16 protein-coding genes are annotated in these 15532 nt (G+C 64.3%); 13 read left to right on the forward strand and 3 right to left on the reverse strand.

Annotated elements, in window-relative coordinates; all coding sequences use genetic code 11:
* Positions 1–9: 9 nt before the first annotated feature.
* The 10 genes from ABEA06_RS09200 to ABEA06_RS09245 all read left to right on the forward strand — a co-directional run bounded on the left by ABEA06_RS09200 (position 10) and on the right by ABEA06_RS09245 (position 8766).
* Entirely contained in the window at positions 10–318 is a 309-nt protein-coding gene (locus tag ABEA06_RS09200) for an urease subunit beta (protein ID WP_345311280.1), read from the forward strand.
* A 12-nt stretch (positions 319–330) separates the two neighbouring features.
* On the forward strand, positions 331–2058 hold the full coding sequence (gene ureC, locus ABEA06_RS09205; protein ID WP_345311281.1) for an urease subunit alpha: 1728 nt from the start codon (positions 331–333) through the stop codon (positions 2056–2058).
* A gap of 56 nt (positions 2059–2114) precedes the next feature.
* Positions 2115–2600, forward strand: coding sequence for an urease accessory protein UreE (gene ureE / locus ABEA06_RS09210; RefSeq protein ID WP_312397123.1), 486 nt, complete (start codon positions 2115–2117; stop codon positions 2598–2600).
* Between the two features lie 104 nt (positions 2601–2704).
* Positions 2705–3340, forward strand: coding sequence for an urease accessory protein UreF (locus ABEA06_RS09215; protein ID WP_345311282.1), 636 nt, complete (start codon positions 2705–2707; stop codon positions 3338–3340).
* A gap of 57 nt (positions 3341–3397) precedes the next feature.
* Positions 3398–4009 carry an urease accessory protein UreG gene (gene ureG / locus ABEA06_RS09220; RefSeq protein WP_345311283.1) on the forward strand — a complete coding sequence of 204 codons (612 nt, stop codon included), beginning with the start codon at positions 3398–3400 and terminating at the stop codon, positions 4007–4009.
* On the forward strand, positions 4006–4905 hold the full coding sequence (locus ABEA06_RS09225) for an urease accessory protein UreD (RefSeq protein WP_345311284.1): 900 nt from the start codon (positions 4006–4008) through the stop codon (positions 4903–4905). The genes ureG and ABEA06_RS09225 overlap by 4 nt, the downstream gene beginning before the upstream one ends.
* A gap of 13 nt (positions 4906–4918) precedes the next feature.
* Positions 4919–5971 (forward strand): HoxN/HupN/NixA family nickel/cobalt transporter, encoded by a 1053-nt coding sequence (locus tag ABEA06_RS09230; RefSeq protein ID WP_345311285.1) that lies wholly within the window; start codon positions 4919–4921, stop codon positions 5969–5971.
* 123 nt (positions 5972–6094) lie between these two features.
* On the forward strand, positions 6095–6721 hold the full coding sequence (locus ABEA06_RS09235; protein WP_345311286.1) for a hypothetical protein: 627 nt from the start codon (positions 6095–6097) through the stop codon (positions 6719–6721).
* 147 nt (positions 6722–6868) lie between these two features.
* A complete protein-coding gene (locus ABEA06_RS09240) occupies positions 6869–7972 on the forward strand; it encodes a type I restriction endonuclease (protein ID WP_345311287.1) in 1104 nt (367 codons plus the stop codon).
* Positions 7973–8016: 44 nt separating this feature from the next.
* The gene (locus ABEA06_RS09245; RefSeq protein WP_345311288.1) at positions 8017–8766 is read left to right on the forward strand and encodes a sulfite exporter TauE/SafE family protein; all 750 of its coding nucleotides are present in this window, start codon (positions 8017–8019) and stop codon (positions 8764–8766) included.
* Between the two features lie 67 nt (positions 8767–8833).
* Here ABEA06_RS09245 and ABEA06_RS09250 read toward each other — a convergent pair whose 3' ends face one another.
* Both ABEA06_RS09250 and ABEA06_RS09255 read right to left on the reverse strand, forming a co-directional pair.
* Positions 8834–10042 carry an MFS transporter gene (locus tag ABEA06_RS09250; protein WP_345311289.1) on the reverse strand — a complete coding sequence of 403 codons (1209 nt, stop codon included), beginning with the start codon at positions 10040–10042 and terminating at the stop codon, positions 8834–8836.
* Complete coding sequence (locus tag ABEA06_RS09255; RefSeq protein WP_345311290.1) at positions 10039–10650, reverse strand: GntR family transcriptional regulator; 612 nt, start codon at positions 10648–10650, stop codon at positions 10039–10041. Before ABEA06_RS09255 ends, ABEA06_RS09250 begins: the two co-directional genes overlap by 4 nt.
* Before the next feature lie 204 nt (positions 10651–10854).
* Here ABEA06_RS09255 and ABEA06_RS09260 point away from each other — a divergent pair, with 204 nt between their 5' ends.
* Complete coding sequence (locus tag ABEA06_RS09260; RefSeq protein WP_345311291.1) at positions 10855–11403, forward strand: gluconokinase; 549 nt, start codon at positions 10855–10857, stop codon at positions 11401–11403.
* Here the strand turns inward: ABEA06_RS09260 and rlmC are convergent.
* A complete protein-coding gene (gene rlmC, locus ABEA06_RS09265; RefSeq protein ID WP_345311292.1) occupies positions 11400–12530 on the reverse strand; it encodes a 23S rRNA (uracil(747)-C(5))-methyltransferase RlmC in 1131 nt (376 codons plus the stop codon). The two genes, ABEA06_RS09260 and rlmC, sit on opposite strands and share 4 nt — an antisense overlap.
* Positions 12531–12650: 120 nt before the next feature.
* On the opposite strand from rlmC, the gene ABEA06_RS09270 reads away from it, so the two are divergent.
* Together ABEA06_RS09270 and ABEA06_RS09275 are read left to right on the forward strand one after the other, a co-directional pair.
* On the forward strand, positions 12651–13547 hold the full coding sequence (locus tag ABEA06_RS09270; protein WP_345311293.1) for a hypothetical protein: 897 nt from the start codon (positions 12651–12653) through the stop codon (positions 13545–13547).
* 233 nt (positions 13548–13780) lie between these two features.
* Entirely contained in the window at positions 13781–15472 is a 1692-nt protein-coding gene (locus tag ABEA06_RS09275; RefSeq protein ID WP_345311294.1) for an alpha/beta fold hydrolase, read from the forward strand.
* The last annotated feature ends 60 nt before the right edge of the window (positions 15473–15532 follow it).

Genomic DNA, 15532 nt, shown 5'->3' on the forward strand with positions numbered 1-15532 from the left:
GGACTCCCCGTGATCCCCGGCGAATACCTGCTCTCCGACGAACCCATCCCGTGCAATGCGGGCCGCCCCACCGTGGACCTTGAGGTCACCAACTCCGGTGACCGCCCGGTGCAGGTGGGCTCGCACTTCCACTTCTACGAGTCCAACCCCGCACTGGACTTCGATCGCGAGGCCGCGCGCGGTTTTCACTTGGACATCCCCTCCGGCACCGCCGTGCGTTTTGAACCCGGCGACCAGAAAACCGTGCGCCTGGTGGCCATTGCCGGTTCACGCGCCGTCCACGGTTTTCGCAACGCGGTCAACGGCCCCCTCGACTAAGCAAGGATCACCATGAGTTTCGAGATGTCCCGGCCCCAGTACGCCGGGTTGTACGGCCCCACCACCGGGGACGCCATCCGCCTGGCGGACACGGACCTGTTCCTCGAGATCGAGGCGGATCACACCGTCCGCGGCGACGAAACCATCTTCGGTGGCGGCAAGGTCATGCGCGACGGCATGGGACAGAACGGCCAGGTCACCCGCGACGGCGCCCCCCACGGCTTTCTCGTGGCCGACACCGTGATCAGCAACGCGATCGTGCTGGATTACACCGGTATCTACAAGGCGGATATCGGCCTTCGGGACGGCAGGATCCTGGCCATCGGCAAGGCGGGCAACTCCAACATCATGGACGGTGTGGACTTCACGGTCGGGCCGGCCACGGAAGCCGTCTCCGGTGAGGGAAAGATCGTCACCGCCGGCGGGATCGACTCCCACATCCACTTCATCAGCCCGGATCAATTCGGCACGGCGCTGAACTCCGGGATCACCACCATGATCGGCGGTGGCACCGGCCCGGCAGAGGGCACCAAGGCCACCACCGTCACACCGGGTGCGTGGCACCTGGCCAACATGCTGCGGGCAGTGGAGAACTTCCCCATGAACGTGGGCTTTTTGGGGAAGGGGCACGCGAGCGCCGTCGAACCCCTGGCGGAACAAATCGAGGCCGGGGCGATCGGTCTGAAGGTGCATGAGGACTGGGGTGCCACGCCCGCTGCGATCGACAACTCGCTGCGGGTCGCGGACGAGTACGACGTCCAGGTGGCCATCCACACGGACACCCTCAACGAGGCCGGGTTCGTGGAGGACACCATTGCGGCCATCGCCGGGCGGGTGATTCACACGTACCACACGGAGGGCGCGGGCGGCGGGCACGCTCCGGACATCATTGAGATCGCGGCCATGCCCAATGTGATGCCGGCGTCCACCAACCCCACGCTGCCGTTCACGCGCAACACCGAGGAAGAGCACCTGGACATGCTCATGGTGTGCCATCACCTCAACCCGGACATCCCGGAGGACGTGGCGTTCGCTGATTCTCGGATCCGGCCGGAAACCATTGCTGCAGAGGACGTTCTGCAGGACATGGGCGTCTTCTCCATCACAAGCTCCGACTCCCAGGCCATGGGCCGCGTGGGCGAGGTGGTGCTGCGCACGTGGCAGGTCGCGGACAAGATGAAAAAACAGCGCGGCAAGCTACCGGGAGACAGCGAGCGCGGGGACAACGCCCGGCTCAAGCGTTACATCGCGAAGTACACGATCAACCCGGCGCTCACGCACGGGATGTCCGAGCACGTGGGCAGCGTGGAAGTCGGCAAACTGGCGGACCTGGTGTTGTGGGAGCCGGCATTCTTCGGTGTGAAGCCGTCGATGATCCTCAAGGGCGGCCAGATCGCCAGTTCGATCATGGGCGATCCCAATGCCTCGATCCCCACGCCGCAACCGCAGTTGATGCGTAACGCTTTCGGCGCGCTGGGCTCGGCGGTGTATTCCTCGTCGATCACATTCATGTCCCGGGCCGCGGTGGCTGCCGGGCTCCCGGAACGGTTGGGTCTGCGCAAGGCCGTGCAACCCGTGCATGGCATTCGTTCCCTGCAGAAGTCGGATCTGCCGTTCAACGCGGAAACCCCGCAGCTAGAGGTGGATCCCGAAACCTATGAGGTGCGGGTGGACGGTCAGAAGATCACGTGTGAGCCCTCGGACGAGCTGCCCATGGCCCAGCGTTATTTCCTCTTCTAGCGCCGGGCTCGAACAGCCATACCCAGATGTCGACAAGTATCGAAAGGAACCTGCCCATGATCGTTGAACAGGTAATTGGCAACCTGGCAGACTTGCCGCGCGCGGAACGTGAGGGTCTGCACGTGGAGAAGGTGGTCCTCCCCAGCGCCGACCTGGTCAAGCGCTTCCAGCGCGTCACCACCGACCACGGCCGCACCCTGGGATTGCGCTTGCGATCCCCTCAAGGCAGGGAGGGTGATTTGGCGGACGGGGACATCCTGTTCCGGGACGAGTCCGGCCTGGTCGCTGTGTCCGTGGAGGCCACGGACGTGCTGGTCATCGCGCCGCGCTCCGTCACCGAGATGGGCGTGACCGCTCACGCGCTGGGCAATCGCCACTTGCAGGCTCAGTTCTTCGACGCCTCGTCCGAGTACGACGCCGAGGTCATGGTCGTCCAGTTCGATCACACCGTGACCGACTACCTGGACTCCCAGCAGGTTCCCTACCGTCGCCAGGCCCGTGTGCTGCCCGTTCCGTTCCGGCACGCCGAGCACACCCACTAGGCGTGTCCGTGCCCAGTTCGACGACGCCGCACGGGTCCGTGCTCGCGCTCCTCCAGTTGTGTGATTCCGCCCTTCCCACGGGTGCGTTCGCGCACACATTTGGCATGGAGACGTACTTGCAGCGCGGCACGGTGCATGACGAGGCCACGTTCCGGGAGTGGCTCGCGCAGTTCGTGGATCACCAGTTGGTGTACGCGGACGGGCTGGCCGTGCGGCTGGCGGCCGAGGCCTGTGCAGTGTCTTGCTCTGCCGCCGACAATGGCCGGGCCTCCGTCGACGCGCTCATCGAACTGGACGCCCTCATGTACGCGCAGGCTCTGCCTTCGCAGGTGCGGCGGGCCGGAGTGACCATGGGAAAGCGGCTGCTCGATATCGGTCAGTTGTCGCTGCCCGGCCCTCGGTTGGACCGGTACGCGCAACTGGTCGACACCGGCGCATGCCACGGCCACCAATCCATTGCGTTCGGGCTGATCGGCACGGACCACGGTGTCCCCACACCGTCCCTGGTCGCTGCCTACCTATTCTCCACCGTGACCGCCCTGACGCAGAACGCGGTGCGGGGAATTCCCATCGGCCAGAATGCGGGGCAGCGTGTCCTGGGCACCATGCGCGACCGCGTCGCCCGGGCGGAACAGCAGATCCGGAAGCTCACCATTGATGATCTGGGCGCGGTCTCCCCCGGATTGGAAATCGCTCAGATGCAGCACGAGACCCAGCGGGCCCGCATGTTCATGAGCTGATCCCCGGCTCACCCCACACCCAGCACTTCGCACTGACAGCGCAAGGAGATAGTCACCATGAACGCCATCAAAGTCGGCATCGGCGGACCCGTGGGAGCGGGCAAGACTCAGCTGATCGAACGCCTGACCCGTGCCCTGAGCGATGAGATGTCCCTGGCCGCGATCACGAATGACATCTACACGATCGAGGACGCCAAGATCCTCTCGCAGAACAGCGTGCTGCCACTGGACCGCATCATCGGGTTGGAAACCGGCGGCTGCCCGCACACCGCGATCCGCGAGGACACCTCCATGAATCAGGCGGCCATCGACACGTTGGAGGCCGAGCACCCGGATCTGGATGTGATCTTCGTAGAATCGGGCGGCGACAACCTCTCCGCGACCTTCAGCCCCGAGCTCGTGGAGTTTTCCATTTACATCATCGACGTGGCCCAGGGTGAGAAAATCCCCCGCAAGGCCGGGCAGGGCATGATCAAGGCGGACCTGTTCATCATCAACAAGACGGACCTGGCTCCTTACGTGGGTGCGGACCTCACCGTGATGGAATCCGATTCCAGGACTTTCCGCGGCGACAAGGCCTTTTGCTTCACCAACCTCAAGACCGACGAGGGCCTGGAGCACGTGATCCAGTGGCTGCGGCACGACGTACTCATGCTGGATCTGGCGTGATTCCTTCCCCGCTCGCCACGGGCCAGAACGAACCTGCGGGCCTGGAGCGAGCGGCGTCGTCGTCCGTGAAAGACAACGCGTGGCGCGGCGAACTGGAGCTGATCCTCGCCTCACGCGCCGGCCGATCCGTGGCCGTGCGGCAATATCACCGGGGCTCGCTACGAGTGCTGCGGCCCCACTACCTGGATACCTCCGGGCAGGTCACCTACGCGGTGGTCAATCCCGGCGGCGGTTACGTGGACGGCGACCGTTATCGGGTGGACCTCGCGCTCGAACCGGGCGCCGATCTGCTGTTGACCACGCAATCGGCGACCAAGGTGTACCGCTCACCGCGTGCGGACACGCTGCAGCAGACCCACGTGAGCCTCGGTGCCGGTGCCCGCCTGGAGTATCTGCCCGACCAGCTGATCGCCTATCGGGATTCGCGCTACCGCCAGGACACGCGCGTGAGCATGGACCCGTCCGCGACTCTCGTTCTCGCCGACGTGGTGACGCCGGGCTGGTCCCCCACCGGCGAGCCGTTCCGCTACGACCGCGTCCGATTGCGCACCCGCGTGCACATGACCGGGTGCCCCTCTGTGGTGGACAACCTGTTGCTTCAGCCGCAGTCGCACGGGTTGGCCGGGCTCGGGTTCTTCGAGGGCTATACGCACGTGGGCTCGTTGGTCGTCCTCGATCCCCGCGCGGACGACGCCGCCCTGGCCGAAGCTCGCGACATTCTCACCGAACGCTCCGGTCATCTCAGAGCCGGGGCGAGCGCAACACCCATGCCCGGGTTCGCCGTGCGTGTGTTGGGTCGTTCCACACCCGAGGTCGCCGAGGCCATAGAGGCCGTGGTCAACCTGGTGCGCGCTCGGTGGTTCGGCCAGGGCGCCGTCAATCTCAGGAAGTACTGAACAGGAGTTCCCCGTGTCAACACCATTGACCCTCATCACCGCCGCCGCGCGCTCTTCATCGGTTGACGATTGGCCGTTTCACACCCGTGTGCTGTGCACCTTGGGGGTCGTGGCACTGCTTCATCTGGTGGCCCTGGGACTGTGGGGGCTGGGGAGCCTGGGTGGTTCCGTGCCCCTGGCCATCGGACTGGTGTTCACCTGCTATCTGACGGGTGTGAAGCACAGCTACGACTGGGACCACATCGCGGCGATCGACAATTCGACGCGGCGGTTCGTGGGGCAGGGAAAGCGACCCGCGAGCGTGGGTTTGGCCTTCAGCATGGGGCACAGTTCGGTGGTGATACTGGCGGGAATTCTGGTGGTTCTGGGTGCCACGTTCGTGTCCTCGTTCATTTCCGAAGGCACCGCCGCGAACACCACTCTGGGGGTCATCGGCGGCACGGTGTCCGGGGTGTTCCTGTTGGTGATCGGCCTCTACAACGCCGGCGCATGCGCCCACAGTTGGCGCCTGCGGCGTCGGGCGCGTGAGGGGCGGGTGATCAGCGAGGAGGATCTGCTGGCTCAGGGTTTGGTGTCGCGGGTGATGGCCAAACCGCTGGCGCGGGTGCAGCGCCCCCGCAACATTTTCACCCTGGGATTCCTGTTCGGGCTCGGCTTCGACACCGCCAGCACCATCTCCCTTCTGGTCCTGACCGTGTCCGCATCCGTGGCGGGTGTTTCCGGGTGGACGCTGTTGTCCCTGCCGTTCTTCTTTGCCGCCGGCATGTGCTTGTGCGATTCGCTCAACGGCTTGGCGGTACTGCGCATGTATCGTTCCGCCTGGCGGGATCCCGTCCGCAAGCTGGGCTTCAACACCGCCATCACCGGGCTGTCCGCGGGCGCGGCCCTTTTCATCTCCATCATCACCCTGAGCGGGGTGCTCAATACGGCGTTCGGGCTGACCAATCCGGTCACCACGTGGATCGCGTCGATCGAGCTGGGTGACGCTGGGCTGCTGCTGATCGCCACGCTGCTGACAGTGTGGGGCGGGTTCGCGTTGGTGCGGTGGGCGCGTAGCGCGTCATAAGCGGATTTACTTGATGTTTCAATTACTCTGAGAATGTTAGTTACCTCTCAGTCACTACATGTCCTCGTTGTGTAATCGGCTTGGCCGGGCTCTAAGAGAGGTCCCCCTGTTGAAAGAGTAAATATGAAAAAGTTCACGCCTGCTTTGGGTATTGCGCTGCTAGCAGTGGCCATGGCTGGGTGTTCGGCCGCAGAAGTCGAACCCGAGCCCACCGCACCCAGCGTGGATCCCGCTACGGCAAGTTCATCGAAAAACTCCGGGACCGAAGATTCGGTCACTAAGTCAGCACGCGGAAATGCCATCAAGAAGATCGGAGAACCCGCGGGCGTCTCGGAGGCGACCGATTCAGAAAATAAATTGGTCAACTTCGCTGTGCAGAACATCGAAGTGGACCCGGCATGCACCGGCCCCTACCCCCAGCCGTCCGAAAACGGCCACCTAGTGGCCGTCCAGATTGCAGCTGAAACAGGATCTTCTGAGTCGTTCGAGAAGCTTTATTACGGCACTGACTACTCCTTCAACAGTCACAACTGGGAATTCATCACCCCGAAGGGTACGACAGCGAACAACATCGCAACCGTCGCCACGTACTCATGTTTGCCAGAGAACGAAATGCTTCTAGACACGATCGGTCCTTCCGAAAAAGTGACGGGCATGGTGGTTCTGGATGTTCCCGCTCCGACGGGAACTCTGGTTTTCAACGACGTCATGAGCGACAGCAGCTGGGAATGGAACATGACGTCGAAGTAGTCAACGCGCGCAGCGCACTAAGGCGCCGCCGACAGTTTTCTCGGTGGCGTCTTAGTCGTCTTATAAGCGTCACCGGCGCGTGAGATCGCATACTCGACGGGCATACTCAGTGGTACTACAACTGGCCGACCCCCACAGGAGCACACAATGGAGTTTGCAGAACGGATTACTGCCCTGGCGAACAAAGTTTCCCAGCAAAAGGCAGCACTCGAAACGGAGGAGGCGACGAAAAATGCTTTTGTCATGCCCTTCATCTCCACGATTCTCGGCTACGACGTGTTCAACCCGGCCGAGGTCGTCCCGGAGTTCACCGCCGACATCGGTGTCAAAAAGGGCGAAAAAATTGATTACGCGATCGTCCAGGACAACCAGGTACAAATGCTCATCGAGTGCAAGCACGTGGGCGCACCGCTGTCGCTCGAACACGCGTCACAGCTCTACCGATATTTTGCTGTTACGAACGCTCGTATCGCAATTCTGACCAACGGGGAGGTCTACCAGTTCTACACGGATCTGGACGCCCCGAACAAGATGGACTCCAAGCCCTTCTTGGTTCTTGACCTGTCCGATATCGATATGACACTCATCCAAGAACTTCAGAAATTGAGCAAGACGGAGTTCGACCTGGACTCCATCATCAACGCCGCGGGTGAGCTCAAGTACGTGGGCCAGATCAAACGAGCGATTTCCACCCAGTTCAAGGAACCATCGGACGACTGGATCAAGTTCTTCACGAACCGGGTGTACGAGGGCGCCTATACGCAGAAGGCCCGGGAACAGTTCACTCCACTCGTCGCCAAGGCTGCACAGCAGTTCCTCAATGAGCAGGTCAATAACCGCCTGACCACCGCACTGGGCGCTGGGTCCACGCCCCCGCCAGTTCTCAGCGGGGATGCACCGGCCGAGGCCATCCACAGTCAAGACGAGGCCGACAAGGATCTCAGAGACTCGGAAGACGGAGTCGTCACTACTGTCGACGAGTTGAACGGTTTCCACATCATTCGAGCCATTGTGTGTAACCAGGTTGACGTTTCACGCGTGTCTTATCGAGATGCAAAGACATACTGCGCGGTCCTGTTGGATAACAACAACCGCAAGAGCATTGCACGGCTCCACTTCAACCGAGGCCAAAAGTACGTCGGCATTTTCGACGAGGATAAGAAAGAGACTCGCCGGCCAATCGAAACGCTGGAACAGATTTACGCCTTGAGTGACGAACTACGAGCGACTGTTGAGCGGTTGAACTCCTAACTCGGTACCCTCAAGGTACTTCGACCGTCGTTAGAAAGCACCCCATGCTCATCCTCACCGCCGTGCTGATCGCCGTCCTGGTGGGCAGCATCCTGCAGCGAGTTTCGGGGACCGGCGTGGGACTGGTGGTGGCCCCGGTGTTGTCGCTGTTGATGGGTCCGGCCACGGGAGTGCTCGTGACCAACGCGGCCACGGTGTGCTCGGGGTTCATGATCACCCTGGCTGTGCGCAGGATGGTCGAGTGGAAACACGCGGCCGTTCTGATCCTGTCCGCCATTCCCGGCGTGGTGCTCGGAGCGCTGGTGGTCAGGTGGGTCCCGGCGGAATGGCTCCAGATCGGCGTGGGCGCGGTGGTGCTGCTGGCCTTGGCCATCACCAAGTTCACTCATACTGCAGGACAGGTGAACCAGCGGAAGGCCGTGATACCAGCCGGACTGATCGGTGGATTCTTCAACTCCACGGCGGGTGTGGCCGCGCCGGCCATGGTCGTGTACTCGCGCATCACCAACTGGGATCAACTGCGATTCGCCGCGACCATGCAACCGGTGTTCATGTCCCTGGGGGCATTGTCCGTGGGTTCCAAGCTGATCGCGGGGGTGCACTTTGCGCTGCCGGTCCCGGTGTTCGTGGCATTCGGTTCCCTCATTGTCACGATCTTCGTGGGCATCACCGTCGGCACGTGGCTTTCACGTCGCTTGGACAAGGCGGCAGCCGCCAACTTGGCGATGGGACTGGCGGCGGTGGGCGGCGTCGTCGTCATGGTGCGAGGCGCGCTGGGACTCTGGCTCGGGTGACGATCTAAGGTTCCCTATTACCGATTCCGCGGCGGAAAACGGGGATAGGGAACCATGAATCACGCCACTATCGCCGGGCGGGCAACTCCCGGACCTCGTGCCGCTTGCCGTACGCCATGATCCCCAAGCAGACGACGGCGATCACCGCACCGGAGAGGAACAGCCAGGGGTAGGTGGTGACCTCGGAAATCACCGCGAGCACCATGGGCACGAAGAAGCCGATGTAGGTCAGGGAGTAAAAGACCGCGGTGAGCCCGGCCAGGTCATCCACGCGCGCAATACGTTGGACCTCCTGCAGCCCGGAGACCAGCACCAGACCGTAACCGCAGCCCAGGATGGCCGCGGAGACCAGCACGACCGGCAAGGAGAGGGTGGCCGAGGCGAAGACGGCGCTGAGCATGCCGAGGACCACGGCGATCATGCCGACCACCAGGGAACGAATCGACCCGTCCCGGTCCAGGCGCTTGCCCAGCGGTTGGATGAAGAAGCCGAAAGTCAGGCAGACCAGGCACAACAGCCCTGAGAAGGCAATGCCGTAGTCCGGCCCGACCACTTCCGCCATCAATGCCGGGAGGATGGCGTAGCCGGAGGCCGCACAGCCGAAGACCCACGGAGCGGACGGTGCGACCACGAACCAGAAACGGTGTTGCTTGGCCGCGGGAATTTTCAAGTCGGACCAGAGGGAACCGACGTGCCGCCCGGTCTCCCGTGTCTCCGGCGCGCCGGCCACGAGGAACACCGTGGGAATGCAGATCACAATGTTGATCAGGTATGGCAGCACGGTTTGCAACGGAGCGAACTGCGCCAACGTTGCGGCCACCGCAGCGCCCAGGGCAAAACCGGCGGTCAGGGACAAAGACGCCCGGCGCGCACCGGACACCCTTTCCGGGTGAGGTTCGTACGGGCGACCGGACAGTTCCTTGACCCACGAGGTTCCCACGGCCATGCCCAACCCGAGGGCGATACCCGAGAACACCCGGCCGATGAACAACACCGTGAGACTGCCCGAGCCCAGCGCCAAGAGTGCGCTGCCCAGCATCGCGATGATCGGCGCGGGAATCATCAGTGCTCGGCGGCCGTGCCGATCCGACAACGGCCCGCCGATCAACAGGGCGGGAACGATACCCAGCACGTATGCGGCCAGGAGCATATCTACCGAGACTTGGTCGAATCCCTCCACGTGGCGGTACATGACCAGCAGCGGTGTGAACTCGTTGCCGCCCCACGCCACCGCGAATAATCCGGAGGCCACCCGCGTCCAGGGTTTGATGTTCATTCCACAATTCCTTCGTAGACGTGACGCAGACGATCCCACAGCAGCGCCCGCACGTGCTCTGCTTCACCACTTTCAACTGCGCGGACAATGTCGCGGTGCTGATTCAGAATTTCGGAAGCCTTCCCGTCCATGGTTCCAACGGCCATGGCGATCAACCGCATCTGGCGGTCCCGCAGTCCCGAGTAAGCGGTGCTGAGCAGGGAGTTCCCAGCGGCCTCGACGATGGCCGTGTGGAAGGCAGCATCCAGCAGGGTGAAACGTTCCGTGCCGACTGCATGGGATTGTTGCTCGAGCAGTTCATTCAGGGTGGCCGGCAAGGTCGGGTCCGACAGCGCCGCCGCAATGCAACCGCATTCGATCACCCGGCGGGCTTCGAGCACTTCTCGCGCCTCGAAAGGACCCACCGGAACCACCAGGGCACCCCGCTTGGGGTACAGCCGCATGAGGCCCTCGGCCTGCAGCCGCAGAAACGCTTCCCTCACCGGAGTGCGTGAGACACCCAGTTCCTCCGCAACAATGCCCTCGGACAGCAACTGCCCTTCGAGCTCTCCGGACAGGATGCGTGCCTTCGCGTGCGCGTAAGCGCGTTCTGCTGCATTGGTCGACACAGTTCTTCCCGGTCCTTGACGCTTAGATACAAGATGCATGCTAAGCGGGTGCACAGTGGACTACCAACTGGACGGTCGCGTCGGAGCTTTGACACTTCCGTAGCAACTCGTGAGAATCGGGGGTATGAGCGCAGACCATCGGGACCCACGCGTCGTCCCTGGCATTTCACGCAACCGCCTTGCCGACGGCACGGTTCACGACTGGTGAGCCCCACAGTGATTACGCACAGCGAGGTGGCGCCGCTCGTGGTGGTCATGGGTGTTTCGGGGTCGGGTAAGACGACCATCGGAACGCTCGTGGCCCGCGAACTCGGCGTGGAGTTCATTGACGGTGACAGTCTGCACCCCATTGAGAACGTGCAGAAAATGGCCTCCGGTACTCCGCTGGCCGATGAGGATCGCTGGCCCTGGCTCGACATCGTGGGCCAGCGCCTGCACACGCACGGTAAGCAAAATGAGGGCCTGGTGATTGCCTGCTCCGCGCTCAAACGGGTGTACCGCGAGCGCATCCGTTCGCAGGCTCCCGGTGCGTTGTTCCTGCACCTGGATGGTTCGCTCCCGGTGCTGACCGGCCGGCTTGAGGGCCGTAGTGGGCACTTCATGCCCGCGTCCCTTCTGCAGTCACAGCTGGACACACTGGAACCCCTGGAGGTCGAGGAGGGCGGGTACAGGCTCGACATCGACCAGCCCGTTGCGGACATGGTCAACGAGGCCGTCGGCAAGCTCCACGCCATGGCGCAGGCCCAGTCCTAACGCTTGAGCAACACCGCCACTTCGTAGTGACCGGTGTGCGGGAACATGTCGAGCAGCCGCGCCTCGACGGGTGCCAAGGAGGGCATGCGCCCCAGATCCCGGGCCAGGGTCTTGGCGTTGCACGAGGAATACACCACGGTCGAAACCCCGGACGTCTCCAACCACTCGCACAACCCCGCGTCGAGTCCGCGGCGCGGGGGGTTCACGATCGCGAGGTCGGGGGCGGGACCGGAAGGTACGGCGGCGGCGTCGTCGGCGGTGAAGCGAACGGAACCCGGACCGGATTCGGCGAGGCCCATGGCAGCGGCGGCACCGCGGGCGGAGGCCACGGCGTCCGCGGAGATTTCCGTGCCCGTCACCTCGCGCGACGGGGCGGCCACGTGCAACGCGAAACCGCCCACCCCGCAGTACACGTCCCACACTGTGCTCGGGGAGGCGCGGTCCACCCACTCGCTCACCTGCCGGTACAACTGCCCGGTGACGTGGGTGTTCGTCTGGAAGAACGACCGCGGCCGCACGCGCAACGGGATCTCGTTGACCCTCATGATCAGCTCGGTCTGCTCGGTGAGCATGATTTCTTCGGGGCCTTCGAGCACGGCCTTGTGCTCGGGCTGGATGTTCACGGAGACCACGTCCGCGTGCGGCACGAGCTCACGCAACAGGCCCATGTTGTCGCGGATCTTGGGCAGCTGGTGGGTGGAACGCAGCACGAACCGCACCATGAGCCGCCCTTCCGGTGAGCCCGTCACGATCACGTGCTTGATCTCACCGCGCCGCTTGGCCACGTTGTAGGGCAGCAGGCGCGCCCGCGCGATGAACTCAGCGAGCGCACCCAGTGCTACGGAAATGGGCTCCGGGTAGAGCGGGCAGTCACGCAGATCGGTACCCCCGCCGTGCTGGTCCAGGATGCCGAGCGTGGGCTCACCCACGGATCCGGCGACCACCATTTTGGCCTTGTTGCGGAAACCCGCCTCGGGTGAGGTCACCGGCTCCAGCCACCGCGGCTCGCCATGCGGGGCCACCAGCTCGCGCACGAGCCGCTGCTTATCGGCCACCTGCCGGGCGTACGGCACCTCGATCACCGTGCACGACCGGCAAAGTCCCTTGTTGTAATAACCGCAATCCACGCCGTCGATTCTACGGTTCGCGCGTGAGCCTTCGCTGCGTGGCCGCCGGCCCGCCACTGGCCCGCGGGCGACAAGCGTGGCACGGTGGTTACCTACACCCGCCCGCCACCGGAATTCGAGATGACCGCACGCAAACCCTCCCCCGCCGTGATGATCGGTCGCACGGATCCCGCTCTCACCGTTCGTCCCGTGGACTACTCGTCCTGGAAGCCGACGACGCCGCCCCCGGCCGGTCCTCCGCGGGTCACCGCCGCGGCGTCGGCACCCGGTGCACCCGTGACCGGGGCTGCTAACGCGCCCACGACCGGTCCGCCCAAACCGGGGCCGGGCCCGCGGAAGATCGACGGGGCAGCCCCCGCTCCGGAGACCCCCGTTGCGCCGCCGGAGTCGAACCTGTTGAGCCTGGACCCGTTGATCGCACACTTCGTGGAGCAATTGCGCAAGGGCGTGCAGCCCACGATCTCCACACCCCAGAGCGCGGTCTACACTGCGGATTCCTCCGGCGCAGACACATTTGCGGAGCTGACGGTGCCCGCCTCGGGTGTCCACTCGCAGGGCGTGTGGGATGTGACCGAGGATCAACTCCGCCAGGTTGTCGTGAGCCCTGAGGACACGTGGACCGCGGACCTCGGACGCACCGACTATTACGTGCGGCAGAATCTGTGTGTCCAGGTCAACCGCGCCGAACATCGCGTGGTGGGCATTTACCGCAGTGGCTGGGCCCTCGCTCGCAGACCCGACGAGACGTGGGCGGACGGCCCCGACTCCCTGGAGCGCAGCGGCGCCAAACCCGGCGGTAGTGGAACGCGGTATCCGACCAACCGTCGCGAGCTACTGGCTCGGTTGAAGTCCGCGGGATTCCATGTGACCACGTCGGGGCCCACCCACGGCAAGATCACTCACCCGGAGGTTCCCGGGCGCTTTATTCCGTTCTCCTCCACGCCGTCATCCCAGCGCTACGGCAAACATGTGACCACCGCCGTGAAGCGAGTATTTGGGATCGATCTGCGGAGGTAATGTGCCGGTGCCCTTGAATTCCGCAAGACCCATTTCGCGCTGACAAGCGGCAACACAATTCTCGGTAAATCACCCGCCACAAAATGACCAAGAGCGTGCTCAATTCCCACCTAATTCCTGGTAAATCGTCATATTCTTAGCAGGCACGGATGCGCGGTCTCGCACGCATTGGGCCCTTGGGGAAGGGTTGCGCGGGGCCGGTGTCCGATCCGACACATTTGGGGGAGAACATCGTGTTAAGAACACCCGCACATCACCGCCCGCGCTCAATCACGCGCCACCGTCACGGCACCGCTCCTACGGACGACGTGCTGCACGGGTGGGTCCGAGCCGAGGACCGCGTACTGTCCGTGGCAGTGCACCAACCAGCAGGGCCGGAACGCAACGGCACCGTGGTCATCGCGGGATCGCCGGGCCGCGAGCGAGTCACCATGTTCCGGACCATCATTGATGTGGCTCGGACCTTGGCGGCGGACGGCTGGCGCGTGGTTCGCTTCGACTGGGTCGGCACGGGCCTGAGCCCGTGGACGGCCGAGGCCGCACCGGCCGAGAAATGGCTCGGTGACCTTGAGGTCGTCCGGGAATGGGCCGCGCACGCCGGCCCCGTGCACGGACTGGGCGTGCGGCTCGGGGGTAGCGTTCTCGCGGCCTCCAACGAACGCGGGTGGGCTTCCCGTCACGTGTGGGCGCCTGTGTCGGGGAAACTGTGGCTGCGCCATCAGGTGGCACTGCGTCGCATGGCGGGCCCCGAGCTGCCGGCCCGGGTGACACCCGGAGTCGAACTCATGGACCTTCAGCTGAATCCCGAGGGTGCAGAGGCGCTGAAACAGTTATCCGAACCGGATTCGAGCCGAGGCCTGGACATTCTCGACGGCCCGCAGCTGGAGCCCGTGCCCGTGGACGTTCACCCCCGGGTGGCCAGCGTTCCGAAGGAGGCCGCGGCCACCATTGCGGGCGCACTGGCTGCCGTCGCTGACCGGCTTCCCGGTTCCCCCGCCGCGGTGTCGTTGATACCCGAGCACGCCGTGGCGCTCCCCGTGGACGGAACCGTGGTTCACCTCCGGCGCACCCGGATCGGCCGAGCGAATCGCCCCGCCGTCCTCACCATGCCCGAGCATCCGCAACCGGCAGCACCCGGGGTGGCGTTCGTGTCCCTGGGGTCAGAGCCCATGGAGGCGCCGGGTTCCCTGTGGACACGAGCCGCAATCACGGCCTCCGCACGCGGGGCCGTGTGTCTGCTCGCCGAACGGACGGACACCGGTGAGCTGGTGCATCCCGGACGCGCCCAGGATCCCAACCCGTACGTTCGATACACCCTCACCGAATCCCGGGAAGTGCTCGAGGAATTGGCACGGCTCACCGACGGCCCCCTCAAGGCAGCGGGAGTGTGCCTGGGAGCGTGGGGGCTCGTCGCGTGTGTTCATCAGTTGCCCGACCACGTGGCGCAACGGTTGTCCCTGTACGCGGTGAACAACATCGGCTGGCAGCGGGCACCATGGCGCTACTGGCGCCAGGGGCTTCGTAGCGGTCCCCTGTCACCGGCCATCCCCGGACAGGCACCTGCCGAGCCGAGTGGTAGTGACCCCGCGTCCACGCCATCGATGGAGCAGCGCCTGGGCGCTGTGGCCCGCACGATCGTGCGAGGCACGCGGCGGGCGGCATTCAATGCTCATCCCCGTGTGACCGCGGCGGCCGCCGCGGTGGGAATCATTGACGTCCCCCACCCCCTGATGCGCCGGTTGGCGCGGATCCCAGGGCTGCGGGTGGACGTGATTTTCGGGCCCGCGGACGCTCAGCACGCCGGTGTGACCGCCGGTCCGATCAGCACGAATCACAGGGTGACCGTGCTTGACCCCTTGGATCACTCGTTACACGCCACGGCGTCCCGGAGGAGCATGCTGAATCATCTGCTGGTAGATCTGTAGCCCCCCGCCTTGCGGGGCCGGGTCCGCGGCACGGGTTCGATGTGCGCGTGGCCGCGGGCG

It is taken from the genome of Kocuria gwangalliensis (assembly GCF_039544365.1).
Lineage (GTDB): Bacteria > Actinomycetota > Actinomycetes > Actinomycetales > Micrococcaceae > Kocuria > Kocuria gwangalliensis.

What these genes read in the sequence shown, in the direction of transcription:
- ABEA06_RS09245 (WP_345311288.1), top strand. Translation starts at nt 8,017, where the DNA reads ATGCTCATCCTCACCGCCGTGCTGATCGCCGTCCTGGTGGGCAGCATC.
- ABEA06_RS09250 (WP_345311289.1), bottom strand. Translation starts at nt 10,042, where the DNA reads ATGAACATCAAACCCTGGACGCGGGTGGCCTCCGGATTATTCGCGGTG.
- ABEA06_RS09235 (WP_345311286.1), top strand. Translation starts at nt 6,095, where the DNA reads ATGAAAAAGTTCACGCCTGCTTTGGGTATTGCGCTGCTAGCAGTGGCC.
- ureE (WP_312397123.1), top strand. Translation starts at nt 2,115, where the DNA reads ATGATCGTTGAACAGGTAATTGGCAACCTGGCAGACTTGCCGCGCGCG.
- ABEA06_RS09270 (WP_345311293.1), top strand. Translation starts at nt 12,651, where the DNA reads ATGACCGCACGCAAACCCTCCCCCGCCGTGATGATCGGTCGCACGGAT.
- ureC (WP_345311281.1), top strand. Translation starts at nt 331, where the DNA reads ATGAGTTTCGAGATGTCCCGGCCCCAGTACGCCGGGTTGTACGGCCCC.
- ureG (WP_345311283.1), top strand. Translation starts at nt 3,398, where the DNA reads ATGAACGCCATCAAAGTCGGCATCGGCGGACCCGTGGGAGCGGGCAAG.
- ABEA06_RS09215 (WP_345311282.1), top strand. Translation starts at nt 2,705, where the DNA reads ATGGAGACGTACTTGCAGCGCGGCACGGTGCATGACGAGGCCACGTTC.
- ABEA06_RS09240 (WP_345311287.1), top strand. Translation starts at nt 6,869, where the DNA reads ATGGAGTTTGCAGAACGGATTACTGCCCTGGCGAACAAAGTTTCCCAG.